Here is a 26068-nt window from a genome sequence, read left to right on the forward strand (position 1 = left end):
TGTGATCATGCCCGGCGCCAAACGCGCCGGGCCTTCGCACTCCGCTCGGACGTTGGGCAGGGCGCGCGCTGAATAAAAGTTTCGAATTTGCTGCCGGTGACGATCGGCACGCGAGGAGAAGACCATGAATCAAGAGATTATGAATCTTTTCAATCCGACGACCCCGGCCCAGGTCTTCGACCAGATCCGGATTTCGATCGCGTCTCCGGAGAAGATTCTGTCCTGGTCCTACGGCGAGATCAAGAAGCCGGAGACCATCAACTACCGCACCTTCAAGCCGGAGCGTGACGGCCTGTTCTGCGCGCGCATCTTCGGGCCGATCAAGGACTACGAGTGCTTGTGCGGCAAGTACAAGCGGATGAAGTACAAGGGCATCATCTGCGAGAAGTGCTCGGTCGAGGTGACGCTGTCGCGCGTCCGGCGCGAGCGCATGGGCCATATCGAGCTGGCGGCGCCGGTCGCCCACATCTGGTTCCTGAAGTCGCTGCCCTCGCGCATCGGCCTCCTGCTCGACATGACGCTGAAGGATCTCGAGCGGATCCTGTACTTTGAATACTACGTCGTGCTCGAGCCGGGTCTCACCGCGCTGAAGGACCGTCAGCTGCTGTCGGAAGACGAGTATCTGAAGGCGCAGGACGAGTACGGCCAGGATTCCTTCACCGCCATGATCGGTGCCGAGGCGATCCGCGAGCTGCTCAAGGGGCTCGAGCTCGAGAAGCTCGAGGCGACGCTGCGTGCCGACATGGCGGAGACCGACTCCGACATCAAGCACAAGAAGCTCGCCAAGCGTCTGAAGATCGTCGAGGCTTTCCGCGTTTCCGGCAACAAGCCGGAATGGATGATCATGACGGTCGTGCCGGTGATTCCGCCGGACCTGCGTCCGCTGGTGCCGCTCGACGGCGGCCGGTTTGCGACCTCGGACCTCAACGACCTGTACCGCCGCGTCATCAACCGCAACAACCGCCTGAAGCGGCTGATGGAGCTGCGTGCGCCCGACATCATCATCCGCAACGAAAAGCGCATGCTGCAGGAGGCCGTCGACGCACTGTTCGACAACGGCCGCCGCGGGCGCGTCATCACCGGCGCCAACAAGCGTCCGCTGAAGTCGCTCGCCGACATGCTGAAGGGCAAGCAGGGCCGGTTCCGCCAGAACCTGCTCGGCAAGCGCGTCGATTATTCGGGCCGTTCGGTGATCGTGGTCGGTCCCGAGCTGCGCCTGCATCAGTGCGGCCTGCCGAAGAAGATGGCGCTCGAGCTGTTCAAGCCGTTCATCTACTCGCGGCTCGATGCCAAGGGCCTGTCCACCACGGTGAAGCAGGCCAAGAAGCTGGTCGAGAAAGAGCGTCCGGAGGTCTGGGATATCCTCGACGAGGTGATCCGCGAGCATCCGGTGCTGCTCAACCGCGCGCCGACGCTGCATCGCCTGGGCATCCAGGCGTTCGAGCCGGTGCTGATCGAGGGCAAGGCGATCCAGCTGCATCCGCTGGTCTGCGCCGCCTTCAACGCCGACTTCGACGGCGACCAGATGGCCGTGCACGTTCCGCTGTCGCTCGAAGCGCAGCTGGAAGCGCGCGTCCTGATGATGTCGACCAACAACATCCTGCATCCGGCGAACGGCCAGCCGATCATCGTGCCGTCGCAGGACATCGTGCTCGGCCTCTACTACGTCTCGATCATGCGCGAAGGCCTGCCCGGCGAGGGCAAGATCTTCGGCGACATGGCCGAGCTCGAGCACGCCCTGCATTCGAAGGTCATCCACCTCCACACCAAGATCAAGTACCGGTGGGAAGGCCTCGACGAGGAAGGCAAGCACTCCAAGCGCTGGATCGAAACCACTGCGGGCCGCGTCATGCTCGGCAACCTGCTGCCGAAGAACCCGAAGATCTCGTACGACATCATCAACAAGCTGATGACCAAGCGCGAGATCTCCGGCGTGATCGATCAGGTCTACCGGCACTGCGGTCAGAAGGAGACGGTGATCTTCTGCGACCGAATCATGGCGCTCGGCTTCTACAACGCCTTCAAGGCGGGCATCTCGTTCGGCAAGGACGACATGGTCGTGCCGGCGTCGAAGTGGAAGATCGTCGATCAGACCCGTACGCTGGCGAAGGATTTCGAGCAGCAGTACAATGACGGCCTGATCACCCACGGCGAGAAGTACAACAAGGTCGTCGACGCCTGGTCGAAGGCCGGTGAAGAAGTCGCCAAGGCGATGATGAAGGAGATCTCGTCCACCAAGAAGACGGCGGCGGGCGCGGATGCCGACATCAACTCGATCTACATGATGGCGCACTCCGGTGCGCGTGGTTCGCCGGCCCAGATGCGGCAGCTCGCCGGCATGCGCGGCCTGATGGCCAAGCCGTCGGGCGAGATCATCGAGACGCCGATCATTTCCAACTTCAAGGAAGGTCTGTCGGTGCTCGAGTACTTCAACTCGACCCACGGCGCCCGCAAGGGCCTCGCGGACACCGCGTTGAAGACCGCGAACTCGGGTTACCTGACCCGCCGTCTGGTCGACGTCGCGCAGGACTGCATCATCACGCAGACCGACTGCGGCACCACGCTCGGCATCAAGATGCGCGCCATCGTCGACGCCGGCACCGTGGTCGCCTCGCTCGGCTCGCGCATCCTGGGCCGCGTGGCCTGCGATGACGTGCGCGATCCCGCCACCAACGAGGTCGTCATCAAGCGTGACACCTTGATGGAGGAGAGCCACGTCGACGCGATCCAGCAGGCCGGCATCCAGGAAGTGAAGATCCGCTCGGCGCTGACCTGCGAGCTGATCAACGGCATCTGCGCCAAGTGCTACGGCCGCGACCTAGCCCGCGGCACCCCGGTCAACCACGGTGAGGCCGTCGGCGTCATCGCGGCACAATCGATCGGTGAGCCCGGCACGCAGCTGACGATGCGCACGTTCCACATCGGCGGTGCCGCGCAGCTCAACGAGCAGTCGTTCGTCGAATCGAACTTCGACGGCAAGATCGTGATCAAGAACAAGGCGATCGCCCGCAACAGCGAAGGCAGCCTGATCGCGATGGTGCGCAACATGGTCGTTGCGATCGTCGATGCCGACGGCACCGAGCGTGCAACCCACCGTATTCAGTACGGTTCGAAGATGCACGTCGACGAAGGCGATATGGTCAAGCGCGGCCAGCGCATCGCCGAGTGGGATCCTTATACCCGCCCGGTGCTGAGCGAGGTCGAGGGCACGATCGGTTTCGAGGATCTGGTCGAAGGCCAGTCGATCTCGGAAACGCTCGACGAATCGACCGGTATCGCCAAGCGCGTGGTCATCGACTGGCGCACGACGCGCGGCGGTTCGGACCTGCGTCCGGCCATCGTGGTCAAGGGCAAGGACGGCAAGGTGATGAAGCTCGCGCGTGGCGGCGATGCCCGCTACATGCTGTCGGTCGACGCCATTCTGTCGGTCGACACCGGCGGGAAGGTGATGCCGGGCGACATCCTGGCGCGTATCTCGACCGAGAGCGCCAAGACGCGTGACATCACCGGCGGTCTGCCGCGGGTGGCGGAACTGTTCGAGGCTCGCAAGCCGAAAGATGCGGCGATCATCGCGGAGACCGCGGGAACGATCCGCTTCGGCCGCGACTACAAGAACAAGCGCCGCATCTCGATCGAGCCGATGGACAAGACCGAGGAGCCGCGCGAGTACCTGATCCCGAAGGGCAAGCACATCCACCTTCAGGACGGCGACATCGTCGAAAAGGGCGATTTCATCGTCGAAGGCAATCCGGCGCCGCACGACATCCTGGCGATCAAGGGCATCGAGGAGCTCGCTGCCTATCTGGTCAACGAAATCCAGGAGGTCTACCGGTTGCAGGGCGTGCTCATCAACGACAAGCACATCGAGGTGATTGTCCGTCAGATGCTGCAGAAGGTCGAGGTCACCGATCAGGGCGACACCGACATGATCTCGGGCGAGCAGGTCGACAAGATCGAGTTCGACGCGCTCAACACCAAGGCCAAGGAGGAGGGCAAGAAGCCCGCCACGGGTACGCCGGTTCTGCTCGGCATCACCAAGGCGAGCCTGCAGACCCGCTCCTTCTTCTCGGCGGCGTCGTTCCAGGAGACCACGCGCGTGCTCACCGAAGCTGCCGTCAACGGCAAGGTGGACCCGCTCGAGGGCCTCAAGGAGAACGTCATTGTCGGCCGCCTGATCCCGGCCGGCACCGGCGCCTCGATGGCGCGGATCCGCGAAGTCGCGGTCAAGCGCGACAAGCTGATCCTCGACGAGCGCGAGAAGCAGCAGGCGGCGATCGTGCCGACGGCTCCGGAAGCGGAGCCGCTGGCGCTGCCGCCCGCGGAATAGGCATCCGCAAGACTACGGGTATGGCGAGAAGGCCGGCGTTTAGCCGGCCTTTTTGCTGCTTTCTTTGCTTGCTGCGGTGCAGGGACGCAGTTTGTTCATCTTTCCTTCAGGCAAAAAAGTGCCTTTGCTAGGGTGACTTAGACCGGCTGTTTGGCTCGCGCCGGAGACGACGGAATCCATATGCTCGACTTGGCTATCGTAGGCGGCGGCCCCGGGGGGCTGATGAGCGCCTGGTATTTGAAGCGCAAACTCGGCGACCTCTGCCGCGTTACCATCTTCGAGGCGTCGAACCGCCTCGGCGGCAAGATCGTCACGCGCAAATTCGACACCGCGCCCGCGATGTATGAGGCCGGCGTCGCCGAGATCTATGATTACTCGATGACGGGGCCGGACCCGCTGCGCGAGCTGATCCAGCATTTCGGCCTGCAGACGATCCCGATGGATGCCGAGCAGGTGCAGCTCGACGGCGAGCTGCTCGCCGACGTTCCCGGCATGCGCCGTAAGTACGGGGCGAAGACCGCGGCCGCGATCGAGGCGTTCCGCAAGCGCTGCAGCGACCTGGTGTCGCCGATCGAATATTACGAGGGCGTCGGCGCCCACGACAACGAACACCCGTGGGCCTACAAGACCGCCGAGCAGGTCCTCGACGAGGAGGTCGAGGACGCGACCGCGAAGCGCTTCTTCAAGGTGATGGCGCGTTCCGACATCGCGACCGAGAGCCACAACACCAACGGCCTCAACGCGCTGAAGAACTACGTGATGGACGTCGACGGCTATATCGGCCTGTATTCGATCCAGAACGGCAACGAGCAGCTGATCGATTGTCTGCGCTCGGAAGTCAGCGCCGACATCCAGCTCAACCATCGTGTGCTCAAGGTCGGCAAGACCGCTGGCGGCCGCTACCAGCTCAACATGATGAACGGCAAGGGGCCGGAGACGCGCGACTTCGATCTCGTGCTGGTCTGCCTGCCGCACTCCTGGCTCACGACCATGCACTGGGACGGCGAACAGCTGCGCAAGTCGATGGTCAAGCACGTCGCCTATTTCGACCGGCCCGCGCATTATCTGCGGGTCTCGATCCTGTTCGACGAGCCGTTCTGGGGCGAGAAGATCCCGGGCGCCTGGTTCATGTCGGAAGCGTTCGGCGGCTGCTGCGTCTACAATGAGGGCGCGCGCCACGATGTCGGCAAGCACGGCGTGCTGAACTGGCTGATCGCGGGCTCGGATGCGCTTGCCTTCGCCAATCTCAGCGACCAGGAGCTGATCGACGCCGCGTTGAAGTCGCTGCCGGCCTCGCTCGGCGATGCGCGCGAGCATTTCCTGGAGGGCAAGATCCATCGCTGGCTGTCGTCGGTCAACGCGCTGCCGGGCGGCCTGCCGGTGCGCGACGTCATGACGAACCACCGGCCTGAGCCGAAGGAGCACCCCGGCATCGTGGTGGTCGGCGACTATCTGTTCGATTCGACGCTGAACGGACTGCTCGATTCCTCCGATGCCGCGACCGACATCATCGTCACCGAGATGATGCGGCTGCGCCGTAGCCGCGCGCAGGACGAGAGCTCGCTGTCCGACAAGATCGACCGCAGCTATTTCAACAATTATCGCGGCGCGGGGCCCTACAGCGAGGTCTGGCGCAACTTCACCGACCCCGCCTATCTGACGGACCTGATCAAGACGGTCTGGGGCAGGGCGAAGGGCTACAAGCTGCTGATCGCCGGCTCCGCCAGCGGCGAACTGGTCGGCGCGCTGCGCGAACGTGGCATCGATGCCTGGGGCATCGAGAACAACCGCTACATCCACGGCAAGACGCCGAAGGCGCTCAAGAAGTACAACAAGCTCGGCTCGATCGCCGACATGCCGTTCAAGGCCAACGAGTTCGACTTCGTGTTCGAGACCTCGCTGTGCCATCTCGGCGAAAAGCAGGTGGTGCGCGGGGTGCGCGAGCTCAACCGCGTGGTCAAGACCGGCGTCGTGTTCGCGTCGGTGACCTCCGACATGGCGGCGGCAGTGATCGATCGCTACGACCTGCTGCGCGGGGTGAAGAAGCTCGGCACCTGGTGGGAGTGGTCGGAATTGTTCTTCGGCAACGGCTTCGACCTGTCGATGCACCGCCGCGACTGCACCGATGCGCTGTGGACATTGACGCTGGCCGCCAACAAGGGGCCAGGGCAGTGGTACGCTGACTCCGACAGCCTGCGCTATTCCTTCTTCGACAAGGTCGAAGCCGACCTCGACGACTAGCGGGACCGACCGGAAGCTTTTGCCGCCAGCCGACCGGCCTCGTGTCAACCAGCTGTCAAACGGCGGCAATTCTGCGCTCCGCGAATCCGCGCGAGCGCGCCGCGGCGCGTCGGCCGTTCCAAACGCTTTGCCGAATTCGTCGTGATCGCATAGGATTACGGGCGCAGTGTTATCAGCTGCGGTTTCGATTTGCGGTCATGCCGGCCGTGGAGCATCGGTTGGTTTCATGGCGCCAAGACCTCCTGCATCAGACGATCCGACGAGAGCGGCGGCCGACGATCCCGAGCTGAAGAAGAAGCCCGCGTCCGGTCCGCCCGCGGCGGCCGCCTCCACGAAGCCGTCCGCGGCGCCGGCTGACGACGAAGAGGAAGACGACGCGGACGACGAGTTCGAGCTCGATGACGACGATGATGACGAGGACCTCGTCGTCTTCACCGCCAAGGAAGCCGCCGGCGCGCTCTCCACGATCTTTGGCTTCGTCAGGCCGATCCTGGCGAACTACAGGAAGCCGTTCGCCTGCGTCGCCTTCGGCGTGCTGGTCGAGACGTTGTTCAACGTCATCATGCCGCTCAGCCTGAAATTCCTGATCGACGACGCGCTCGGCGAGGAGGATTTCGGGGCCCTCTACAAGATCCTCGGCGTGCTCGCGGTTGCCGGCATCGTCACCTCGATCATCGCGGTCTGGTACGAGCGCTGGGATGCGCGGCTGGGCGCCGGCATCATCGCCGACGTGCGGACGCGGCTGTTCGACCATGTCCAGAACCTGCCGTCGGCCTATTTCGCGCGCACCAAGCGCGGCGAGATCCTGTCGCGCTTCTCGATCGATCTGTCGGCGTTCGAGGGCTCGGTCAAGACCTTCGCCAACAGCGCGGCGCTGCCGGGCCTCGAGCTGGTCGCGGGCATCATCCTGATGCTGTTCCTGAACTGGCAGCTTGCCGTGGTCGCCTTGCTGGTGTTTCCGATCACCCTGATTGGGCCGCGCATCCTGACGCCGAAGGCGGTGCAGGCCAATTACGAGCAGAAGCAGAACGAGGCCGCGCTGCTCGGAACCGTGCAGGAGAACGTTGCCGCGCAGGCGGTGGTGAAGGCGTTCAATCTGCAGCGCCGGGCGCTCGGTTGGTTCACGATGCGCAACCGCGACGTCCGGGCCAAGGCCGCGTCAGCCATGTTCCTGTCGACCATGGTGGAGCGCACCGTCACCATCGCGGTGCTGCTGCTCCACCTCGTGGTGCTGGCGATCGGCGCCTATCTCGCCACCAAGGGGCAGATCACCGTCGGCACCTTCGTGACCTTCGAGAGTGCGTTCTGGGAGGTGTCCTACAACATCGCCCATCTGATGCATTTCATCCCGGTGTCGATCCAGTCGGCGGCGGCGGTGCGGCACATCCAGGAACTGCTCGACGAGCCGACCCGCGGCGCCGATCGTCCCGGCGCGCCGGATCTGCCGCGCATCACCAACGACATCTCCTTCGACCGCGTCACCTTCCAATATGAGGGGGCGCAGACGCCGGTGCTCGACAATCTCAGCCTCAAGCTCAATGCCGGCAAGAGCATTGCGATCGTCGGTCCCAGCGGCTCCGGCAAGAGCACGCTGATCAACCTGATCCTGCGGCTCTACGTGCCGGACGAGGGCCGCGTCGCCGTCGACGGCGTCGATATCCGGCGGGTGACGCGCGAGTCGCTGCGGGCCAACATGGCAGTCGTGTTCCAAGAGAACATGCTGTTCAACATGTCGATCCGCGAGAACATCCGGCTCGGCAAGGAAGGCGCGACCGACGCGGAGGTCGAGGACGCTGCCCGCAAGGCCGAGATCCATCGCTACATCATGAGTCTGCCGCAGCGCTACGACACGCCGGTCGGCGAGCGCGGCGATACCCTGTCGGGCGGCCAGCGCCAGCGCATCGCGATCGCGCGCGCGATCATCCGTAACCCGTCCGTGCTGCTGCTCGACGAGGCGACTTCGGCGCTCGACCAGACCACGGAGGCTGCGATCAATCGCACGCTGCTCAAGGTCGCCGAGGGCCGCACCATGATCTGGTCGACGCATCGCCTGACTTCGGTGGTCGAGATGGACGAGATCATCGTGATCTCCGGCGGCAGGGCGATCGAACGCGGCTCGCATGAGGAGCTGCTGGCTCGCAATGGCGTCTATCGCAAGCTGTGGGACGACCAGGGACATCTGAATCACGACGAGGACGCCGACGACGCGGATGATGACGATGACGATGATGAAGATGAGGACGAAGACGAGGATGAGGAGGCGTGAGGCCCGTGCCGCGTCATGCCCGGTCCGCGGCGTGCGGACGTTGCCGGAAGTGGTTGGCCGGCTGCGTCGTTGACGCCGCCGCCGCAGGGTTGTGCAGCCGGCGCAGCCAGCCGCGGCCGAGATAGCCGAAAAAGCGCGCCCAGCGCTGGGCCTGCCACGTGGGCCCGCTGCCGACCGACACCTCGCGGAAGCTGAATGCCTTGGCGTTCGACCAGGCGTCGCAGGCGGTCTTGACGGGATCGTCGTAGAACGCAGTGATCTTCTCCTCGCCCATGCCGTCGGTCGACAGCCAGGCCGGGATGTGGACGTTGCAGAGCTGGGCGACGTCGGTGAACACCTTGTCGGTGCCGGTGCCGGTGACGGGGCAGGTGCTGGCGAAGGCATCACCCACCAGCACCACGCCGGCCTGCCGATAGCCGGTGCTGACAAAGATGTCGGCGGGCCTGATCTTGATATCGCCGGCGATGTCGAACTCGCCGGTGAGCCGGCGCAGCCGCGGCAGCGCGGCATTCAGCGTCTCCACCGGATTGCGCCGCATCGCCCGCAGCCAGGGATCGTCGGCCTTGCGATAGGTGAAGAGGTTGGCGCGCATCCGGTTTCCGACCGGAAACAGCGTGATGTAGGGGATGCGGTCGCTCGGCCGCTCCGAGAAGTAGGTCATGGCCGCGAACGGGAAGGCGGGGCGGCCGACGGGGACGAAATCGAAGCCGAGCGAGATCGAGTGGCAGAAGCTCGTGACCAGCCGGTCGATGCCGAGCATCCGGCGCAACCCGACGTTCAGGCCGTTGGCAAGCACCACAAGGCGCGCCGAGATCTCCTCGCCATTGGCAAGCACGAGCCGCTGCCGCTCAGAGCTGGTCGCGACATTGATCACCTTGTCGCAGATGAATTCCGCCGGCCCGGCGATTTCGTTCCGAATCGCCGCAATCAGCGCGTCGTACATGATGCCGTATTGCCGGCTCGGCTGCCTGTCGAGCAACCGGCCGAATCGCGCGATCCAGTTCTCGCCGTCCAGCGTCGCCGAGCGGAGCACCGACTCGGCGAGGCCGGTCCTGGCGAATCGCTCGAGCTGGAGGTCGCCGCCGATCTTTTCGACACGGAAATCGAACGGGTAGACCCGGTGGGGGTCGATCAGGACCGTCGGTATCCCGGCACGGCCGAGCATGGCGGCTGCGGTCGAGCCCGCAAGACCGCCGCCGATGATCGCGATGTCGGTGTACCGCATGGGAATTCCGTGGCTGTGACCCCGATTTTTGCGCTGCGAATGGCAAATAAAGGCTTAGTTTTGAAGTTTGCCTTCGGGACGAACTTGGGGAGAGTTGTTTCTATTCATATTTTACCCGGATATAATATGATTCCGCACGCGCCCGAAGATTCGGATGAGGGCGCGGGGAGGTCGGTCGGCCGTCACATTTCGCCTTGCGCCGAACCTCGGCGAAATGCGAAATCCGCAAGTGCCAGAGGCGTTTCTTTGCTTGTCGTTTTGCTTGACTTCACTATCTCTCGATTATACAAGGCGCCCACTTAACGACAGGCGGTGAGCTACGCCAGCGTCGGAACGGAACACCCGAAGGTCCTTTTTTGAGGAGCCGGACGGGCACCAACCTCGACGAATGCCGCTCAAACGCTGTCGATGATAGCTAGGCAATGCCAGGACGATATTGGTTCTCTTGAGCACGTCCTCTTGAGAGTGATTTCGGATGCATGACCTCGGTGGCGGACCGAACAGCGAACGCTGAACGGTTCGGGATCGCGGTCCTCTGTGGCGTCGAAGCGCTTTCCGCTCAGCGATGAGTGGTTGGCGCGATTTCGCTTTGCGCGGGTATTTGTCCCGTGCCGAGCGGGCCGTGCGGGACGGCTAGTCCTGAGAAGAAATTTGCGGAGCCATTCAAGGTTTTCGCGCGAACTAAAGGGTGAAGGCTGCATGCCGACGATCAACCAGCTGATCGCAAATCCACGTGAAGTGCAGAAGTCGCGCAAGAAGGTGCCGGCGCTGCAGCAGTCGCCGCAGAAGCGCGGCGTGTGCACGCGCGTCTACACCACGACCCCGAAGAAGCCGAACTCGGCGCTTCGTAAGGTCGCCAAGGTGCGCCTGACCAACGGCTTCGAGGTGATCGGCTACATCCCGGGTGAGGGCCATAACCTGCAGGAGCACTCGGTGGTCATGATCCGCGGCGGTCGCGTCAAGGACTTGCCCGGCGTGCGCTACCACATCCTCCGCGGCGTGCTGGATACCCAGGGCGTCAAGAACCGTAAGCAGCGTCGTTCGAAGTACGGCGCGAAGCGTCCGAAGTAAGCGGGAAACGATCAGATGTCGCGTCGCCATTCTGCCGAGAAGCGTGAAGTTCTTCCGGATCCGAAGTTCGGGAACATCATCATTACGAAGTTCATGAACTCGGTGATGTACGCCGGGAAGAAGTCGGTTGCCGAAAACATCGTCTACGGTGCGCTCGGCATGATCGAGGCCAAGACCAAGCAGCCCCCGCTCGGCGTGTTCGAGCAGGCGCTCGAGAACGTGATGCCGACCATCGAGGTTCGTTCCCGCCGCGTCGGCGGCGCGACCTACCAGGTTCCGGTCGAAGTCCGTTCGGTGCGCCGTCAGGCGCTCGGCATCCGCTGGCTGATCTCGGCCGCGCGCGAGCGCAACGAGAAGACCATGACGGAGCGTCTCTCGGCTGAGCTGCTCGATGCCTCGAACAATCGTGGCAACGCCGTCAAGAAGCGTGAAGACGTGCACCGGATGGCGGAAGCCAACCGCGCCTTCTCGCACTATCGCTGGTAAGGCGAATAACGGATTCTAAGGAACAGCCTATGCCCCGCGTTCATGCCATAGAGAACTACCGCAACTTCGGTATCATGGCGCATATCGATGCCGGTAAGACCACGACCACCGAGCGCATTCTCTATTACACCGGCAAGAGCCACAAGATCGGCGAAGTGCACGAAGGTGCCGCGACGATGGACTGGATGGAGCAGGAGCAGGAGCGTGGCATCACGATCACCTCGGCTGCGACCACCGCGTTCTGGAACGGCAAGCGCCTGAACATCATCGACACCCCCGGCCACGTCGACTTCACCATTGAAGTCGAGCGTTCGCTGCGCGTGCTCGACGGCGCCGTTTGCGTTCTCGACTCCAACCAGGGCGTCGAGCCGCAGACCGAGACCGTCTGGCGCCAGGGCGACAAGTACAAGGTTCCGCGCATCGTCTTCGCCAACAAGATGGACAAGACCGGCGCCGACTTCTTCAAGTGCCTGTCCGACATCGTCGACCGCCTCGGCGCCAAGCCGATCGCGATCCAGCTGCCGATCGGTGCCGAGAACAACTTCAAGGGTCTCGTCGACCTCGTGAAGATGAAGGGCGTCATCTGGAACGATGAATCGCTCGGCGCCAAGTTCGACTATGTCGACATTCCGGAAGATCTGGTCGAGCAGGCCAAGGAATATCGCGAGAAGATGGTGGAAGCCGCCGTCGAGCTCGACGACGACGCTTTGGCTGCCTTCCTCGACGGCAAGGAGCCGGACGAGGCGACCCTGAAGCGCCTGATCCGCAAGGCTGTGCTGACCGGCGCGTTCTATCCGGTGCTGTGCGGCTCCGCGTTCAAGAACAAGGGCGTGCAGCCGCTGCTCGACGCCGTCGTCGACTATCTGCCGTCGCCGATCGACGTGCCCGCGATCAAGGGCACCGATGATGAGGGCAACGAAGTCGTGCGCAAGGCGGACGACAAGGAGCCGCTGGCGCTGCTCGCGTTCAAGATCATGGACGACCCCTTCGTCGGCACCATCACGTTCTGCCGCATCTATTCCGGCATCCTGCAGTCGGGCACCGGCGTGGTGAACTCGACCCGCGAGAAGAAAGAGCGTATCGGCCGCATGCTGCTGATGCATGCGAACAACCGCGAAGACATCAAGGAAGCCTATGCCGGCGACATCGTCGCGCTGGCTGGCCTGAAGGAAGCGCGCACCGGTGACACGCTGTGCGATCCCGACAAGCCGGTGATCCTCGAGAAGATGGAATTCCCGGAGCCGGTGATCGAGATCGCGATCGAGCCGAAGTCGAAGGCCGACCAGGAAAAGCTCGGCGTGGCGCTTGCCAAGCTCGCTGCGGAAGATCCGTCGTTCCGGGTGTCGACCGACCAGGAGTCCGGCCAGACCATTCTCAAGGGCATGGGCGAACTGCATCTCGACATCAAGGTCGACATTCTCAAGCGCACCTACAAGGTCGACGCCAACATCGGCGCGCCGCAGGTGGCGTTCCGCGAACGCGTGACCAAGAAGGCCGAAGTCAAGTACACGCACAAGAAGCAGACCGGCGGTACCGGTCAGTTCGCCGAAGTGTCGATCGTCGTCGAGCCGAACGAGCCCGGCAAGGGCTATGAGTTCGAGTCGAAGATCGTCGGCGGTGCGGTGCCGAAGGAATACATCCCCGGCGTCGAAAAGGGCCTCAACAGCGTGATGGGCTCCGGTGTCGTTGCCGGCTTCCCGGTGGTGGACGTCAAGGTGCAGCTGGTCGACGGCAAGTATCACGACGTCGACTCGTCGGCACTGGCGTTCGAAATCGCATCGCGGGCTGCGTTCCGCGAAGCGTTGACGAAGGGCAAGTCCGTTCTGCTCGAGCCGATCATGAAGGTCGAGGTGGTGACCCCGGAAGACTACACCGGTTCGGTCATCGGCGACCTGAATTCCCGGCGTGGCCAGATCCAGGGCCAAGACATGCGCGGCAACGCCAACGTCATCAACGCGATGGTGCCGCTCATGAACATGTTCGGTTACGTGAACAACCTGCGCTCGATGAGCCAGGGTCGCGCGACCTTCACCATGCAGTTCGATCACTACGCCGAAGCTCCGGCGAACGTGTCGGCTGAAGTCCAGAAGAAGTTTGCCTGATTGTCGTTGATGGCAGTCAACGATTGAACGGAGAGTCAAATGGCCAAAGCTAAATTCGAACGTAACAAGCCCCACTGCAACATCGGCACCATCGGTCACGTCGACCATGGCAAGACCTCGCTGACCGCAGCGATCACCAAGGTGCTCGCAGAAACCGGCGGCGCGACGTTCACCGCCTACGACCAGATCGACAAGGCGCCGGAAGAGAAGGCCCGCGGCATCACGATCTCGACCGCTCACGTCGAGTACGAGACGACCAACCGCCACTACGCCCACGTCGACTGCCCCGGCCACGCCGACTACGTGAAGAACATGATCACCGGTGCCGCCCAGATGGACGGCGCGATCCTGGTCGTGTCGGCTGCTGACGGCCCGATGCCGCAGACCCGCGAGCACATCCTGCTCGCCCGCCAGGTCGGCGTGCCCGCGCTCGTCGTGTTCCTCAACAAGTGCGACATGGTCGACGATCCGGAGCTGCTCGAGCTCGTCGAGCTCGAAGTCCGCGAGCTGCTCTCGAAGTACGAATTCCCGGGCGACAAGATCCCGATCATCAAGGGCTCGGCGCTCGCCGCCCTCGAAGACAAGGACAAGAAGCTCGGTCACGACGCCATCCTCGAGCTGATGCGCAACGTCGACGAGTACATCCCGCAGCCGGAGCGTCCGATCGACCAGCCGTTCCTGATGCCGGTTGAAGACGTGTTCTCGATCTCGGGCCGCGGCACCGTCGTCACCGGCCGTGTCGAGCGCGGCGTGATCAAGGTCGGCGAGGAAATCGAGATCGTCGGTATCCGCGACACCCAGAAGACCATCGTCACCGGCGTCGAAATGTTCCGCAAGCTGCTCGATCAGGGCCAGGCCGGTGACAACATCGGTGCGCTGCTCCGCGGCACCAAGCGCGAGGAAGTCGAGCGTGGCCAGGTGCTGTGCAAGCCGGGTTCGGTCAAGCCGCACACCAAGTTCAAGGCTGAGGCTTACATCCTCACCAAGGAAGAGGGCGGTCGCCACACCCCGTTCTTCACCAACTACCGTCCGCAGTTCTACTTCCGCACCACCGACGTGACCGGTGTCGTGCACCTGCCGGAAGGCACCGAGATGGTGATGCCGGGTGACAACATCGCGATGGAAGTGCACCTGATCGTGCCGATCGCGATGGAAGAGAAGCTGCGCTTCGCGATCCGCGAAGGCGGCCGCACCGTCGGCGCCGGCGTCGTCGCCGCGATCATCGAGTAACTACGCGAATAGGGAATGGCGAGTAGCGAGTGGGTCACTCCATTCGCTATTCGCTACTCGCCACTCACTAAAGAAAGAATACGGCAATGAACGGCCAAAATATTCGCATCCGTCTCAAGGCGTTCGACCATCGAATCCTCGATACGTCGACCCGCGAGATCGTGAACACGGCGAAGCGCACCGGTGCGCAGGTTCGCGGACCGATTCCGCTGCCGACCCGCATCGAGAAGTTCACCGTCAACCGTTCGCCGCACGTTGACAAGAAGAGCCGCGAGCAATTCGAGATGCGCACCCACAAGCGCCTCCTCGACATTGTCGACCCGACCCCGCAGACCGTCGATGCGCTGATGAAGCTCGACCTGGCCGCCGGTGTCGACGTCGAGATCAAGCTCTAAGGTTTTGGATTTTTACGTCCGCCGCTTGCGGACAGAAAGACAGGAAGCACGCCGATGCGCTCCGGAGTGATCGCACAAAAGGTCGGGATGACGCGGGTCTTTACGGAGACCGGCGAGCATATCCCTGTGACCGTGCTGAAGTTGGGCAACTGCCAGGTGCTGGGCCACCGCACGACCGAGAAGAACGGCTATGTCGCTCTTCAGCTTGGCTCGGGCGCCCGCAAGACCGTGTACATGCCCAAGGCCGAACGCGGCCAGTTCGCGGTCGCCAAGGTCGAACCGAAGCGCAAGGTCGCCGAGTTCCGCGTGTCCGAGGACGCGCTGATCCCGGTCGGCGCGGAAATCCAGGCGGACCATTTCGTGGTCGGCCAGTTCGTCGACGTGACCGGCACCTCGATCGGTAAGGGCTTCGCCGGCGGCATGAAGCGCTGGAATTTCGGCGGTCTGCGCGCCACCCACGGTGTGTCGATCTCGCACCGTTCGATCGGTTCGACCGGTGGCCGTCAGGACCCCGGCAAGACCTTCAAGAACAAGAAGATGCCCGGTCACATGGGCGTCGACCGCATCACCACGCTCAATCTGCGCGTGGTTTCGACCGACGTCGAGCGCGGCCTGATCCTCGTCGAAGGCGCCGTTCCCGGCTCCAAGGGCGGCTGGATCTCGGTGCGCGACGCGGTCAAGAAGCCGCTGCCGAAGGACGCCCCGAAGCCCGGCAAGTTCAAGGTTGCAGGTGGCGAAGCTGCCGAGGCTGTGGCCGAGAAGGAGGGCGTGTGAGATGGAATTGAAAGTCACGACCCTTGAAGGCAAGGACGCCGGATCCGTCGAGCTCTCGGACGCGATCTTCGGTCTCGAGCCGCGCGCCGACATCATCCAGCGCTGCGTGCAGTGGCAGCTGAACAAGCGTCAGGCCGGTACCCACAAGGCCAAGGGCCGCGCCGAGATCTGGCGCACCGGCAAGAAGATGTACAAGCAGAAGGGCACCGGCGGCGCCCGTCACGGCTCGGCCCGCGTGCCGCAGTTCCGCGGCGGTGGCCGTGCGTTCGGTCCGGTCGTTCGCTCCCATGCGACCGACTTGCCGAAGAAGGTGCGCGCGCTCGCGCTCAAGCATGCGCTCTCGGCCAAGGCCAAGGACGGCGGGCTGATCGTGATCGACAATGCGCAGCTCGAGGCCGCCAAGACCAAGGCGCTGCTCGGCCACTTCTCCGGCCTCGGGCTCACCAACGCGCTGATCATCGACGGCGCGGAGCTGAACGTCGGTTTCGCGACTGCGGCCCGCAACATTCCGAACATCGACGTGCTGCCGATCCAGGGCATCAACGTCTACGACATTCTCCGCCGCCAGAAGCTGGTGCTGACCAAGGCTGCGGTTGATGCGCTGGAGGCGCGCTTCAAATGAAGAACATCGATCCGCGCCACTACGACGTCATCATCTCTCCCGTCGTGACGGAAAAGGCGACGCTCGCCTCCGAGCACAACAAGGTGATGTTCAAGGTCGCCGGCAAGGCGACCAAGCCGCAGATCAAGGAAGCGGTCGAGAAGCTGTTCGACGTCAAGGTGAAGAGCGTCAACACTCTCGTTCGCAAGGGCAAGACCAAGGTATTCCGCGGCAATCTCGGCTCGCAGTCGGACACCAAGCGCGCGATCGTGACCCTGGAAGAGGGCCACCGCATCGACGTGACTACCGGACTATAAGGCGCAACGACGATGGCATTGAAAACCTACAATCCCACGACGCCGGGCCAGCGCCAGCTGGTCATGGTCGATCGTTCGGCGCTCTACAAGGGCAAGCCGGTGAAGACCCTGACCGAGGGCAAGCTCGGCAACGGCGGTCGCAACAACACCGGTCGCATCACCGTGCGTTTCCGCGGCGGCGGCCACAAGAAGGCCTACCGCACCGTCGACTTCCGCCGCGACAAGGTGGACATGCCGGCGGTCGTGGAGCGGCTCGAGTATGATCCGAACCGCACCGCGTTCATCGCGCTGATCAAGTATCAGGACGGTGAGCTGGCCTACATCCTGGCGCCGCAGCGCCTGGCGGCGGGCGACACCGTCGTCGCCGGCAACTATGTCGACGTCAAGCCGGGCAACGTCATGCCGCTCGGCAACATGCCGGTCGGCACGATCGTGCACAACATCGAGCTGAAGATCGGCAAGGGCGGTCAACTGGCGCGCTCCGCCGGCACCTACGCCCAGATCGTCGGCCGCGACCAGGACTATGTGATCGTCCGCCTGAACTCGGGCGAGCAGCGTCTGGTGCACGGCCGTTGCCGCGGCACGATCGGCGCGGTCTCCAACCCCGATCACATGAACATCTCGATCGGCAAGGCCGGTCGTACCCGCTGGCTCGGCTGGCGTCCGCACAACCGCGGCGTCGTCATGAACCCGATCGATCACCCGCACGGCGGTGGTGAAGGTCGTACCTCGGGCGGTCGCCACCCGGTTACTCCGTGGGGCAAGCCGACCAAGGGCAAGAAGACCCGCACCAACAAGTCGACCAACAAATTCATTCTCCTCAGCCGCCACAAGCGGAAGAAGTAAGGAACGCCGGACATGGTTCGTTCAGTCTGGAAAGGCCCGTTCGTCGAGGGTTCTCTGCTCAAGAAGGCAGATGCCGCGCGCTCGTCCGGCCGTCACGACGTCATCAAGATCTGGAGCCGCCGCTCGACCATCCTGCCGCAGTTCGTCGGCCTGACGTTCGGCGTCTATAACGGCCACAAGCACGTGCCGGTGGCAATCAACGAGGAAATGGTGGGTCACAAGTTCGGCGAGTTCTCGCCGACCCGGACCTTCCACGGCCATTCGGGCGACAAGAAAGCCAAGAAGGCTTGAGGATTAACCGATGAGCAAACCAAAGCGCGAACGTAGCCTCGCGGACAATGAGGCCAAGGCCGTCGCCCGCATGCTGCGCGTCAGCCCGCAGAAGCTCAACCTGGTGGCGCAGCTGATCCGCGGCCGCAAGGCGTCCGCTGCGCTCGCCGACCTGCAGTTCTCGCGCAAGCGGATCGCGGTCGATGTCAAGAAGTGCCTGGAATCGGCGATCGCGAACGCCGAGAACAACCATGACCTCGAGGTTGACGATCTGGTCGTCGCCGAGGCGCATGTCGGCAATGGCATCGTGATGAAGCGTTTTGCTCCGCGCGGCCGTGGCCGTTCGGGCCGTGTGTTCAAACCGTTCTCGCACCTGACCATCGTGGTTCGTCAGGTCGAGGCCGAGGCAAGCGCCTAAGAAGGGCGCAGGAGAAGACGATGGGTCAAAAGATCAATCCAATCGGGCTGCGTCTCGGCATCAACCGGACCTGGGACTCCCGTTGGTTCGCCGGCAAGCAGGAATACGGCAAGCTGCTGCACGAGGACGTCAAGATCCGCGAGATCCTGCACAAGGAGCTCAAGCAGGCGGCCGTGGCCCGCATCGTGATCGAGCGTCCGCACAAGAAGTGCCGCGTGACGATCCACTCGGCCCGTCCGGGCGTCGTGATCGGCAAGAAGGGCGCCGACATCGACAAGCTGCGCAAGAAGGTTGCCGACATCACCTCGTCGGACGTCGTGATCAACATCGTCGAAATCCGCAAGCCTGAGCTCGACGCGACCCTGGTCGCTGAATCGATCGCCCAGCAGCTCGAGCGCCGCGTCGCGTTCCGCCGCGCCATGAAGCGCGCCGTGCAGTCGGCGATGCGTCTCGGTGCCGGCGGCATCCGCATCAACTGCTCGGGCCGTCTCGGCGGCGCCGAAATCGCGCGCATGGAGTGGTACCGCGAAGGTCGCGTGCCGCTGCACACGCTGCGCGCCGACGTCGACTACGGCGTTGCCACCGCGTTCACGACCTTCGGCACCTGCGGCGTCAAGGTCTGGATCTTCAAGGGCGAGATCCTCGAGCACGATCCGATGGCCCAGGACAAGAAGATGGCCGAGGGCGACAGCACGCCGCGTTCGCGCCGCGACGCCGCTTGAGGCAAAGCAGGAATTTGAGGGCTTAAAGCCATGATGCAACCTAAGAAAACGAAGTTCCGGAAGGCGCATAAGGGCCGTATCCACGGCGTTGCGACCTCTGGCGCGACGTTGGCGTTCGGCCAGTTCGGCCTGAAGGCGATGGAGCCTGAGCGCGTCACCGCCCGTCAGATCGAAGCCGCCCGCCGCGCGCTGACCCGTCATATGAAGCGCGCCGGCCGCGTCTGGATCCGCGTGTTCCCGGACGTGCCGGTGTCGAAGAAGCCCGCCGAAGTCCGCATGGGCTCCGGCAAGGGTGCCCCGGAATTGTGGGTGGTCCGGATCAAGCCGGGCCGCGTGATGTTCGAGATCGACGGCGTGCCGGTGCAGACCGCAAAGGAAGCGCTGTCGCTCGCCGCCGCCAAGCTGCCGATCAAGACGCGCTTCGTTGCGCGCATTGCGGAGTAATCGCCATGGCCGAGATGAAAGTTGAAGACATTCGCGCGATGAGCGACGACCAGCGGGAAGACGCGATCCTGAACCTGAAAAAGGAGCGCTTCAACCTGCGTTTCCAGCGCGCCACCGGGCAGCTGGAGAACACCTCGCGGATGCGGGAAGCCCGCCGCGATATCGCTCGTATCAAGACCATCGCTGCCCAGCAGCGCGCGAAGAAGAAGTAAGGGGCCAGCTATGCCGAAACGTACTCTGCAGGGCGTGGTCGTCAGCGACAAGCAAGCCAAGACCATCGTGGTGCGCGTCGATCGCCGCTTCACCCACCCGATCTACAAGAAGACGATCCGCCGTTCCAAGAACTACCACGCGCACGACGAGAACAACCAGTTCAAGCCGGGCGACATGGTCTGGATCGAGGAATCGAAACCGATCTCGAAGCTGAAGCGCTGGACCGTGGTCCGGGGCGAACACAAGAAAACGGCCTGATTACTTCGGCCTGGCCGAGGGAATTCAGGGAAATTTTGAGCGCGCTGAAGCGCAGAAAGAGGACGAGGTGCATCAATGATTCAGATGCAGACCAACCTCGACGTGGCCGATAATTCAGGCGCACGCCGTGTCATGTGCATCAAGGTTCTTGGAGGTTCCAAGCGCCGCTATGCCACCGTGGGCGACGTTATCGTTGTGTCGATCAAGGAAGCCATTCCGCGTGGCAAGGTGAAGAAGGGCGACGTGATGAAGGCCGTCGTGGTCCGGGTCCGCAAGGACATCCGCCGCGCCGACGGTTCGGTCATCCGCTTCGACCGCAACGCCGCCGTGCTGATCAACAATCAGTCCGAGCCGGTCGGCACCCGTATCTTCGGGCCGGTGCCGCGCGAGCTGCGCGCCAAGAACCACATGAAGATCATTTCGCTCGCGCCGGAGGTGCTGTGATGGCTGCCAAGATCCGCAAGGGCGACAAGGTGATGGTGCTCACCGGCCGCGACAAGGGTCGCACCGGCGAGGTGTTCGAGGTGCGTCCGGACGAGAACAAGGCTCTCGTTCGCGGCATCAACATGGTGAAGCGTCACCAGAAGCAGACCCAGACCCAGGAAGGCGGCATCATCTCCAAGGAGATGCCGATCGACCTTTCGAACATTGCGTATGTCGGCAAGGACGGAAAGCCGACCCGCATCGGGTTCAAGATTCAGGCCGATGGCAAGAAGGTTCGTGTTGCCAAGAGCTCGGGAGCAGAGATCGATGGCTGATACAGCTTACACGCCGCGTCTGCGCGCGGAGTACGACAAGAAGATCCGCGGCATGATGACCGAGAAGTTCGGTTATGCCAACGTGATGCAGGTGCCGCGCCTCGACAAGGTCGTGCTCAACATGGGCGTGGGCGACTCCGTCAACGACCGCAAGAAGGCCGAGACCGCCGCCGCCGAGCTGACCCAGATCGCCGGCCAGAAGGCGATCGTGACCTATTCGCGGATCGCGATCGCGACCTTCAAGCTGCGTGAGAACCAGCCGATCGGCTGCAAGGTCACGCTGCGCAAGACCCATATGTACGAGTTCATCGACCGCTTGGTGAACGTGGCGCTGCCCCGCGTCCGCGACTTCCGCGGCCTGAACCCGAAGAGCTTCGACGGCCGCGGCAACTATTCGCTCGGCATCAAGGAGCACATCATTTTCCCCGAGATCGACTTCGACAAGGTCTCGGAAGCGCGTGGCATGGACATCACGGTCTGCACCACCGCCAAGACCGACGACGAGGCGCGTGCCTTGTTGACCGCTTTCAATTTCCCGTTCCGGCAGTGAGTAGCTGAGCCAAAGCCACTCAAACGCGGATACCCAGGAGCCAAGCATGGCAAAGAAGAGTTCAGTCGAGAAGAACAACCGGCGCAAGCGGATGGCGAAGAACGCCGGCCCGCGCCGCGAGAAGCTGAAGGCGATCATCGCCGACAAGACCAAGCCGATGGAAGAGCGCTTTGCGGCGACGCTGAAGCTCGCCGAGATGCCGCGCAACTCGTCGCCGACGCGCATCCGCAACCGTTGCGAGCTGACCGGGCGTCCGCGCTCGAACTATCGCAAGAACAAGCTCTCGCGCATCGCGCTGCGTGAACTCGGCTCCAAGGGCCTGGTTCCCGGCCTCGTGAAGTCGAGCTGGTAAGGGAGGGTCGGAACAATGTCTACGCACGATCCGATCAGCGATCTCATCACCCGCATCCGCAACGCGCAGATGCGCTCCAAGTCCAAGGTCTCGAGCCCCGGCTCGAAGATGCGCGCCAACGTGCTCGAGGTGCTGAAGTCCGAGGGTTACATCCGCGGCTACGCCAGCGTCGAACATGCCTCGGGCCGCAGCGAGCTCGAGATCGAGCTGAAGTATTTCGACGGCGAGCCCGTCATCCGCGAGATCGAGCGGGTGTCGAAGCCGGGCCGCCGCGTTTACGCCTCGGTGAAGAACCTGCCGCGCGTGAACAACGGTCTCGGCATTTCGGTGTTGTCGACGCCGAAGGGAATCATGGCTGACCACCAGGCGCGCGACGCCAACGTGGGCGGCGAAGTTCTCTTCACGGTGTTCTGAGGAAGGATTTTACGATGTCACGTATCGGCAAAAGGCCGGTGGCGATCCCGTCGGGTGTGACGGCAAGCGTCGAGGGCCAGACGGTGAAGGTGAAGGGGCCGAAGGGCCAGCTTCAGTTCGTCGTGCATGACGACGTCGAGGTGAAGTTCGAGAACGGCCAGGTCAAGGTCGCTCCGCGCGTTAAGACCAACCGCGCGCAGGCGATGTACGGCACCGCGCGCGCGCAGGTCGCCAACCTCGTCGAGGGCGTCACCAAGGGCTTCGAGAAGAAGCTCGAGATCACCGGCGTCGGCTACCGCGCCGCGATGCAGGGCAAGAATCTGCAGCTCGCGCTCGGCTACAGCCACGACGTGGTGTACGCGATCCCGGAAGGCATCACCATCGCGGTGCCGAAGCCGACCGAGATCACGATCACCGGCAACGATCCGCAGCGCGTCGGCCAGGTCGCCGCGGAGATCCGCGCCTACCGTCCGCCGGAGCCCTACAAGGGCAAGGGCGTGAAGTACGCCAACGAATTCATCTTCCGCAAGGAAGGCAAGAAGAAGTAACGGAGCCGGTCATGTCACTTAAGGTTACGAATGCCCGGCGCAAGCAGCGCGTGCGCCTTGCGCTTCGCCGCTCGGCAGGCGGCCGTCCGCGGCTGTCGGTGTTCCGCTCGTCCAAGCACATCTACGCCCAGGTCATCGACGACCAGAAGGGCGAGACGCTCGCTTCCGCCTCGTCGCTGGAGAAGACCATGCGCGACGCCGGCAAGACCGGCGCCGACATCGATGCGGCAAAGGCGGTCGGCAAGCTGCTCGCCGAGCGCGCGGCGCAGAAGGGTGTCAAGGAAGTCGTGTTCGATCGCGGCGCCTACATCTATCACGGGCGCGTCAAGGCGCTCGCGGATGCGGCGCGCGAAGGCGGATTGAGCTTCTAAACTTTACGAACGATTACGAGGAAAGAGGCGCAAGGCCTCCTAGAGATTGGAAAACACCATGGCAGGTGAACGCGAACGCGGCGGACGCGAACGGAGCAGGGAGCGCGAGGAGCGCGACAGCGAGTTCGTCGACAAGCTCGTCCACATCAATCGCGTGGCGAAGGTCGTCAAGGGCGGCAAGCGCTTCGGCTTTGCGGCGCTGGTCGTGATCGGCGACCAGAAGGGCCGGGTCGGGTTCGGCCACGGCAAGGCGCGCGAAGTTCCGGAAGCGATCCGCAAGGCGACCGAATCGGCGAAGCGCAACCTGACGCGCGTCGCGCTTCGCGAAGGCCGCACGCTGCATCACGACATCGCCGGCCGTCACGGCGCCGGCCGCGTCTACCTGCGTGCCGCTCCGGCCGGTACCGGCATCATCGCCGGCGGCCCGATGCGCGCGGTGTTCGAGACGCTCGGCATCCAGGACGTGGTGGCGAAGTCGATCGGCTCGTCGAATCCCTACAACATGGTTCGCGCGACGTTCGACGCGCTGAAGCATCAGGATTCGCCGCGCTCGGTGGCGGCACGCCGCAACATCAAGGTCTCCACCCTGCAGTCGCGCCGCGTCGGCGGCGACGCCGAAGTGGTGGCGGAATAACAACGCGCGCTTCTCGAAGCGCTATTCGGAGTTACTGTCATGGCCAAGGCCAGCAAGACCATCAAGGTCGAGCAGATCGGCAGCGCAATCCGCCGCCATCACTCGCAGCGTTCGACGCTGATCGGCCTCAAGCTCAACAAGATCGGCCGGGTTGCCGAGCTGCAGGATACCCCTGAAGTTCGCGGCATGATCAGCAAGGTTCAGCATCTCGTCCGCGTCGTCGGCGAGTAAGCAGAGATAAGGAGAAGGGCGATGAAGCTCAGCGATATCGCCGACAACGCCGGCTCGCGCAAGAAGCGCATGCGTGTCGGCCGTGGCATCGGTTCCGGCAAGGGCAAGACCTCGGGCCGCGGCGGCAAGGGCCAGACCGCGCGTTCGGGCGTCCGCATCAAGGGTTTCGAAGGCGGCCAGATGCCGATGCATCGCCGTCTGCCGAAGCGCGGCTTCAACAACATCTTCCGGCTCGACTTCGCCGAGATCAATCTCGACCGTCTGCAGGAAGCGATCGACAACAAGCTGGTCGATGCGAGCGCGACGGTGAACGCCGAATCGCTGGTCAAGGCCGGCGTGCTGCGTCGCGCCAAGGACGGCCTGCGGCTGCTCGGCCGCGGCGAGATCAAGACCAAGCTGACCATCGAGGTGCACGGCGCTTCCAAGTCGGCCATTGCCGCGGTCGAGAAGGCCGGCGGCTCGGTCAAGATCCTGGCCCCCGCCAAGGAAGAAGGCGAGGCGGCGTAACATCTGCGTCATTGCCCGCGACGCGCGGGCAATCCGCAGATCGAATGATGGACTTATCGAGGCCGAGCACCAGATAATGTCCGGTGTCTGCCGGCGCCCAGGGAATTGATCTCTTTGGGGGCGCCGGCGAATGGGGCTCCGGGAGAAAGCCGAAACATGGTCTCAGCAGCCGAACAACTTGCCGCCAACCTCAATTTCGGACAGCTGGCGAAAGCCGACGAGCTGAAGAAGCGCATCTGGTTCACCCTGGGTGCGCTGCTTGTTTATCGGCTCGGCACCTACATCCCGCTGCCCGGCATCGATCCCAACATCTGGGAGCAGGTATTCCGCAGCCAGTCCGGCGGCATCCTCGGCATGTTCAACATGTTCGCCGGCGGCGGCATCCACCGCATGGCGATCTTCGCGCTGAACATCATGCCGTACATCTCGGCATCGATCATCGTGCAGCTGCTGACCACCGTGTCGCCGCAGCTCGAGGCGCTCAAGAAGGAAGGCGAGGCGGGCCGCAAGACGCTGAACCAGTACACCCGCTATCTGACAGTGATCCTGGCGCTGTTCCAGTCCTACGGCATCGCGATCGGCCTCGAAGGCGCCGGCAATGTCGTCAGCGACCCCGGCATGTTCTTCCGGATCTCGACCGCGATCACGCTGACCGGCGGCACCATGTTCCTGATGTGGCTCGGCGAGCAGATCACCTCGCGCGGCATCGGCAACGGTATCTCGCTGATCATCCTGTCCGGCATCGTCGCCGAGCTGCCGTCGGCGCTCGCCAACATGCTGGAACTGGGCCGCCAGGGTGCGATGTCGACCGGCCTGATCCTGATCGTCATCGTGATGGCGGTCGCCGTGATCGCCTTCATCGTGTTCATGGAGCGCGCGCAGCGCAGGCTTTTGATCCAGTATCCGAAGCGCCAGGTCGGCAACAAGATGTTCGAGGGCCAGTCCTCGCATTTGCCGCTCAAGCTCAACACCTCGGGCGTGATTCCGCCGATCTTCGCCTCGTCGCTGCTGTTGCTGCCGACCACGGTCGCGAACTTCAACGCCGGCAAGGGGCCGGAATGGTTCCAGTGGATCACGACCCAGCTCAGCCACGGCCGGCCGCTGTTCCTGTTCATGTATCTCGCGCTGATCGTGTTCTTCGCGTTCTTCTACACCGCGATCGTGTTCAATCCGACCGAGACCGCGGACAACCTGAAGAAGCATGGCGGCTTTATCCCGGGCATCCGGCCGGGCGAGCGCACCGCCGAGTACATCGACTATGTGCTGTCGCGCATCACGGTGCTCGGCGCGGTCTATCTCGCGATCGTCTGCCTGATTCCTGAAATTCTGATTTCCTACGCATCGGTCCCGTTCTACTTTGGCGGCACCTCGCTGTTGATCGTCGTCAGCGTGACGATGGATACGGTGTCGCAGGTGCAGGGCTATCTGCTCGCTCATCAGTATGAGGGGTTGATCAGGAAGTCGAAGCTCAGGGGAGGCCGCCGCCGCTGATCGCGG

Annotated in this window: 30 protein-coding genes; 29 read left to right on the forward strand and 1 reads right to left on the reverse strand. The window is 63.5% G+C overall.

Annotation, left to right across the window (positions count from 1 at the left end):
* The first annotated feature begins 124 nt into the window (after positions 1-124).
* The 3 genes from rpoC to J6525_RS21265 all read left to right on the forward strand — a co-directional run bounded on the left by rpoC (position 125) and on the right by J6525_RS21265 (position 8834).
* Positions 125-4327 carry a DNA-directed RNA polymerase subunit beta' gene (rpoC, locus tag J6525_RS21255; protein WP_057019552.1) on the forward strand — a complete coding sequence of 1401 codons (4203 nt, stop codon included), beginning with the start codon at positions 125-127 and terminating at the stop codon, positions 4325-4327.
* Positions 4328-4507: 180 nt separating this feature from the next.
* Positions 4508-6568, forward strand: coding sequence for an FAD-dependent oxidoreductase (locus J6525_RS21260; RefSeq protein ID WP_225646159.1), 2061 nt, complete (start codon positions 4508-4510; stop codon positions 6566-6568).
* A 226-nt stretch (positions 6569-6794) separates the two neighbouring features.
* On the forward strand, positions 6795-8834 hold the full coding sequence (locus J6525_RS21265) for an ABC transporter ATP-binding protein (protein ID WP_225646160.1): 2040 nt from the start codon (positions 6795-6797) through the stop codon (positions 8832-8834).
* 13 nt (positions 8835-8847) lie between these two features.
* On the opposite strand, the gene J6525_RS21270 is transcribed toward J6525_RS21265, so the two are convergent.
* Positions 8848-10059, reverse strand: a complete 1212-nt coding sequence (locus J6525_RS21270) for an FAD-dependent oxidoreductase (protein ID WP_225646161.1) — start codon at positions 10057-10059, stop codon at positions 8848-8850.
* Between the two features lie 699 nt (positions 10060-10758).
* Here J6525_RS21270 and rpsL point away from each other — a divergent pair.
* The 26 genes from rpsL to secY all read left to right on the forward strand — a co-directional run bounded on the left by rpsL (position 10759) and on the right by secY (position 26062).
* Positions 10759-11130: a 30S ribosomal protein S12 gene (gene rpsL / locus J6525_RS21275; RefSeq protein WP_006611834.1), complete on the forward strand. Its 372-nt coding sequence runs from the start codon at positions 10759-10761 to the stop codon at positions 11128-11130.
* Positions 11131-11145: 15 nt separating this feature from the next.
* A complete protein-coding gene (gene rpsG, locus J6525_RS21280) occupies positions 11146-11616 on the forward strand; it encodes a 30S ribosomal protein S7 (RefSeq protein WP_021081660.1) in 471 nt (156 codons plus the stop codon).
* Between the two features lie 29 nt (positions 11617-11645).
* Positions 11646-13718, forward strand: coding sequence for an elongation factor G (gene fusA / locus J6525_RS21285; protein WP_225646162.1), 2073 nt, complete (start codon positions 11646-11648; stop codon positions 13716-13718).
* A 39-nt stretch (positions 13719-13757) separates the two neighbouring features.
* Positions 13758-14948 carry an elongation factor Tu gene (tuf, locus tag J6525_RS21290; RefSeq protein ID WP_018272140.1) on the forward strand — a complete coding sequence of 397 codons (1191 nt, stop codon included), beginning with the start codon at positions 13758-13760 and terminating at the stop codon, positions 14946-14948.
* Between the two features lie 86 nt (positions 14949-15034).
* Positions 15035-15343: a 30S ribosomal protein S10 gene (gene rpsJ / locus J6525_RS21295; protein WP_002712302.1), complete on the forward strand. Its 309-nt coding sequence runs from the start codon at positions 15035-15037 to the stop codon at positions 15341-15343.
* Between the two features lie 54 nt (positions 15344-15397).
* On the forward strand, positions 15398-16117 hold the full coding sequence (gene rplC, locus J6525_RS21300; RefSeq protein WP_075968380.1) for a 50S ribosomal protein L3: 720 nt from the start codon (positions 15398-15400) through the stop codon (positions 16115-16117).
* Position 16118: 1 nt separating this feature from the next.
* Positions 16119-16739 carry a 50S ribosomal protein L4 gene (gene rplD / locus J6525_RS21305; protein WP_225646163.1) on the forward strand — a complete coding sequence of 207 codons (621 nt, stop codon included), beginning with the start codon at positions 16119-16121 and terminating at the stop codon, positions 16737-16739.
* Positions 16736-17035: a 50S ribosomal protein L23 gene (locus J6525_RS21310; RefSeq protein ID WP_028339313.1), complete on the forward strand. Its 300-nt coding sequence runs from the start codon at positions 16736-16738 to the stop codon at positions 17033-17035. Before rplD ends, J6525_RS21310 begins: the two co-directional genes overlap by 4 nt.
* Before the next feature lie 12 nt (positions 17036-17047).
* Positions 17048-17881 (forward strand): 50S ribosomal protein L2, encoded by an 834-nt coding sequence (rplB, locus tag J6525_RS21315; RefSeq protein WP_021081655.1) that lies wholly within the window; start codon positions 17048-17050, stop codon positions 17879-17881.
* 12 nt (positions 17882-17893) lie between these two features.
* A complete protein-coding gene (rpsS, locus tag J6525_RS21320; protein ID WP_028335459.1) occupies positions 17894-18172 on the forward strand; it encodes a 30S ribosomal protein S19 in 279 nt (92 codons plus the stop codon).
* A 10-nt stretch (positions 18173-18182) separates the two neighbouring features.
* Positions 18183-18569 (forward strand): 50S ribosomal protein L22, encoded by a 387-nt coding sequence (gene rplV, locus J6525_RS21325; RefSeq protein WP_016843750.1) that lies wholly within the window; start codon positions 18183-18185, stop codon positions 18567-18569.
* 20 nt (positions 18570-18589) lie between these two features.
* Positions 18590-19291, forward strand: a complete 702-nt coding sequence (gene rpsC, locus J6525_RS21330) for a 30S ribosomal protein S3 (protein WP_016843751.1) — start codon at positions 18590-18592, stop codon at positions 19289-19291.
* Between the two features lie 30 nt (positions 19292-19321).
* Positions 19322-19735, forward strand: a complete 414-nt coding sequence (gene rplP / locus J6525_RS21335; protein WP_016843752.1) for a 50S ribosomal protein L16 — start codon at positions 19322-19324, stop codon at positions 19733-19735.
* Positions 19736-19740: 5 nt separating this feature from the next.
* Complete coding sequence (gene rpmC / locus J6525_RS21340; RefSeq protein WP_016843753.1) at positions 19741-19947, forward strand: 50S ribosomal protein L29; 207 nt, start codon at positions 19741-19743, stop codon at positions 19945-19947.
* A gap of 10 nt (positions 19948-19957) precedes the next feature.
* Positions 19958-20206: a 30S ribosomal protein S17 gene (gene rpsQ / locus J6525_RS21345; RefSeq protein WP_016843754.1), complete on the forward strand. Its 249-nt coding sequence runs from the start codon at positions 19958-19960 to the stop codon at positions 20204-20206.
* Between the two features lie 75 nt (positions 20207-20281).
* Complete coding sequence (gene rplN / locus J6525_RS21350) at positions 20282-20650, forward strand: 50S ribosomal protein L14 (RefSeq protein ID WP_011473865.1); 369 nt, start codon at positions 20282-20284, stop codon at positions 20648-20650.
* Positions 20650-20964 carry a 50S ribosomal protein L24 gene (rplX, locus tag J6525_RS21355; RefSeq protein WP_016843755.1) on the forward strand — a complete coding sequence of 105 codons (315 nt, stop codon included), beginning with the start codon at positions 20650-20652 and terminating at the stop codon, positions 20962-20964. Before rplN ends, rplX begins: the two co-directional genes overlap by 1 nt.
* Entirely contained in the window at positions 20957-21514 is a 558-nt protein-coding gene (gene rplE / locus J6525_RS21360) for a 50S ribosomal protein L5 (protein WP_016843756.1), read from the forward strand. The genes rplX and rplE overlap by 8 nt, the downstream gene beginning before the upstream one ends.
* A gap of 46 nt (positions 21515-21560) precedes the next feature.
* Positions 21561-21866 carry a 30S ribosomal protein S14 gene (gene rpsN, locus J6525_RS21365; protein ID WP_016843757.1) on the forward strand — a complete coding sequence of 102 codons (306 nt, stop codon included), beginning with the start codon at positions 21561-21563 and terminating at the stop codon, positions 21864-21866.
* Between the two features lie 15 nt (positions 21867-21881).
* Positions 21882-22280, forward strand: a complete 399-nt coding sequence (gene rpsH / locus J6525_RS21370) for a 30S ribosomal protein S8 (protein ID WP_018272133.1) — start codon at positions 21882-21884, stop codon at positions 22278-22280.
* 14 nt (positions 22281-22294) lie between these two features.
* The gene (gene rplF, locus J6525_RS21375) at positions 22295-22828 is read left to right on the forward strand and encodes a 50S ribosomal protein L6 (protein WP_092114986.1); all 534 of its coding nucleotides are present in this window, start codon (positions 22295-22297) and stop codon (positions 22826-22828) included.
* 11 nt (positions 22829-22839) lie between these two features.
* Positions 22840-23199, forward strand: a complete 360-nt coding sequence (rplR, locus tag J6525_RS21380; RefSeq protein WP_016843760.1) for a 50S ribosomal protein L18 — start codon at positions 22840-22842, stop codon at positions 23197-23199.
* 58 nt (positions 23200-23257) lie between these two features.
* Positions 23258-23833 (forward strand): 30S ribosomal protein S5, encoded by a 576-nt coding sequence (gene rpsE, locus J6525_RS21385; protein WP_016843761.1) that lies wholly within the window; start codon positions 23258-23260, stop codon positions 23831-23833.
* A gap of 39 nt (positions 23834-23872) precedes the next feature.
* The gene (gene rpmD, locus J6525_RS21390; protein ID WP_028335461.1) at positions 23873-24064 is read left to right on the forward strand and encodes a 50S ribosomal protein L30; all 192 of its coding nucleotides are present in this window, start codon (positions 23873-23875) and stop codon (positions 24062-24064) included.
* A 21-nt stretch (positions 24065-24085) separates the two neighbouring features.
* Positions 24086-24571 carry a 50S ribosomal protein L15 gene (rplO, locus tag J6525_RS21395; RefSeq protein ID WP_092082428.1) on the forward strand — a complete coding sequence of 162 codons (486 nt, stop codon included), beginning with the start codon at positions 24086-24088 and terminating at the stop codon, positions 24569-24571.
* Positions 24572-24727: 156 nt separating this feature from the next.
* On the forward strand, positions 24728-26062 hold the full coding sequence (secY, locus tag J6525_RS21400) for a preprotein translocase subunit SecY (RefSeq protein ID WP_057019546.1): 1335 nt from the start codon (positions 24728-24730) through the stop codon (positions 26060-26062).
* Positions 26063-26068: the final 6 nt, after the last annotated feature.

This window comes from Bradyrhizobium australafricanum, assembly GCF_020329495.1.
Taxonomy (GTDB): domain Bacteria; phylum Pseudomonadota; class Alphaproteobacteria; order Rhizobiales; family Xanthobacteraceae; genus Bradyrhizobium; species Bradyrhizobium australafricanum.

What these genes read in the sequence shown, in the direction of transcription:
- rpoC (WP_057019552.1), top strand. Translation starts at nt 125, where the DNA reads ATGAATCAAGAGATTATGAATCTTTTCAATCCGACGACCCCGGCCCAG.
- J6525_RS21260 (WP_225646159.1), top strand. Translation starts at nt 4,508, where the DNA reads ATGCTCGACTTGGCTATCGTAGGCGGCGGCCCCGGGGGGCTGATGAGC.
- J6525_RS21265 (WP_225646160.1), top strand. Translation starts at nt 6,795, where the DNA reads ATGGCGCCAAGACCTCCTGCATCAGACGATCCGACGAGAGCGGCGGCC.
- J6525_RS21270 (WP_225646161.1), bottom strand. Translation starts at nt 10,059, where the DNA reads ATGCGGTACACCGACATCGCGATCATCGGCGGCGGTCTTGCGGGCTCG.
- rpsL (WP_006611834.1), top strand. Translation starts at nt 10,759, where the DNA reads ATGCCGACGATCAACCAGCTGATCGCAAATCCACGTGAAGTGCAGAAG.
- rpsG (WP_021081660.1), top strand. Translation starts at nt 11,146, where the DNA reads ATGTCGCGTCGCCATTCTGCCGAGAAGCGTGAAGTTCTTCCGGATCCG.
- fusA (WP_225646162.1), top strand. Translation starts at nt 11,646, where the DNA reads ATGCCCCGCGTTCATGCCATAGAGAACTACCGCAACTTCGGTATCATG.
- tuf (WP_018272140.1), top strand. Translation starts at nt 13,758, where the DNA reads ATGGCCAAAGCTAAATTCGAACGTAACAAGCCCCACTGCAACATCGGC.
- rpsJ (WP_002712302.1), top strand. Translation starts at nt 15,035, where the DNA reads ATGAACGGCCAAAATATTCGCATCCGTCTCAAGGCGTTCGACCATCGA.
- rplC (WP_075968380.1), top strand. Translation starts at nt 15,398, where the DNA reads ATGCGCTCCGGAGTGATCGCACAAAAGGTCGGGATGACGCGGGTCTTT.
- rplD (WP_225646163.1), top strand. Translation starts at nt 16,119, where the DNA reads ATGGAATTGAAAGTCACGACCCTTGAAGGCAAGGACGCCGGATCCGTC.
- J6525_RS21310 (WP_028339313.1), top strand. Translation starts at nt 16,736, where the DNA reads ATGAAGAACATCGATCCGCGCCACTACGACGTCATCATCTCTCCCGTC.
- rplB (WP_021081655.1), top strand. Translation starts at nt 17,048, where the DNA reads ATGGCATTGAAAACCTACAATCCCACGACGCCGGGCCAGCGCCAGCTG.
- rpsS (WP_028335459.1), top strand. Translation starts at nt 17,894, where the DNA reads ATGGTTCGTTCAGTCTGGAAAGGCCCGTTCGTCGAGGGTTCTCTGCTC.
- rplV (WP_016843750.1), top strand. Translation starts at nt 18,183, where the DNA reads ATGAGCAAACCAAAGCGCGAACGTAGCCTCGCGGACAATGAGGCCAAG.
- rpsC (WP_016843751.1), top strand. Translation starts at nt 18,590, where the DNA reads ATGGGTCAAAAGATCAATCCAATCGGGCTGCGTCTCGGCATCAACCGG.
- rplP (WP_016843752.1), top strand. Translation starts at nt 19,322, where the DNA reads ATGATGCAACCTAAGAAAACGAAGTTCCGGAAGGCGCATAAGGGCCGT.
- rpmC (WP_016843753.1), top strand. Translation starts at nt 19,741, where the DNA reads ATGGCCGAGATGAAAGTTGAAGACATTCGCGCGATGAGCGACGACCAG.
- rpsQ (WP_016843754.1), top strand. Translation starts at nt 19,958, where the DNA reads ATGCCGAAACGTACTCTGCAGGGCGTGGTCGTCAGCGACAAGCAAGCC.
- rplN (WP_011473865.1), top strand. Translation starts at nt 20,282, where the DNA reads ATGATTCAGATGCAGACCAACCTCGACGTGGCCGATAATTCAGGCGCA.
- rplX (WP_016843755.1), top strand. Translation starts at nt 20,650, where the DNA reads ATGGCTGCCAAGATCCGCAAGGGCGACAAGGTGATGGTGCTCACCGGC.
- rplE (WP_016843756.1), top strand. Translation starts at nt 20,957, where the DNA reads ATGGCTGATACAGCTTACACGCCGCGTCTGCGCGCGGAGTACGACAAG.
- rpsN (WP_016843757.1), top strand. Translation starts at nt 21,561, where the DNA reads ATGGCAAAGAAGAGTTCAGTCGAGAAGAACAACCGGCGCAAGCGGATG.
- rpsH (WP_018272133.1), top strand. Translation starts at nt 21,882, where the DNA reads ATGTCTACGCACGATCCGATCAGCGATCTCATCACCCGCATCCGCAAC.
- rplF (WP_092114986.1), top strand. Translation starts at nt 22,295, where the DNA reads ATGTCACGTATCGGCAAAAGGCCGGTGGCGATCCCGTCGGGTGTGACG.
- rplR (WP_016843760.1), top strand. Translation starts at nt 22,840, where the DNA reads ATGTCACTTAAGGTTACGAATGCCCGGCGCAAGCAGCGCGTGCGCCTT.
- rpsE (WP_016843761.1), top strand. Translation starts at nt 23,258, where the DNA reads ATGGCAGGTGAACGCGAACGCGGCGGACGCGAACGGAGCAGGGAGCGC.
- rpmD (WP_028335461.1), top strand. Translation starts at nt 23,873, where the DNA reads ATGGCCAAGGCCAGCAAGACCATCAAGGTCGAGCAGATCGGCAGCGCA.
- rplO (WP_092082428.1), top strand. Translation starts at nt 24,086, where the DNA reads ATGAAGCTCAGCGATATCGCCGACAACGCCGGCTCGCGCAAGAAGCGC.
- secY (WP_057019546.1), top strand. Translation starts at nt 24,728, where the DNA reads ATGGTCTCAGCAGCCGAACAACTTGCCGCCAACCTCAATTTCGGACAG.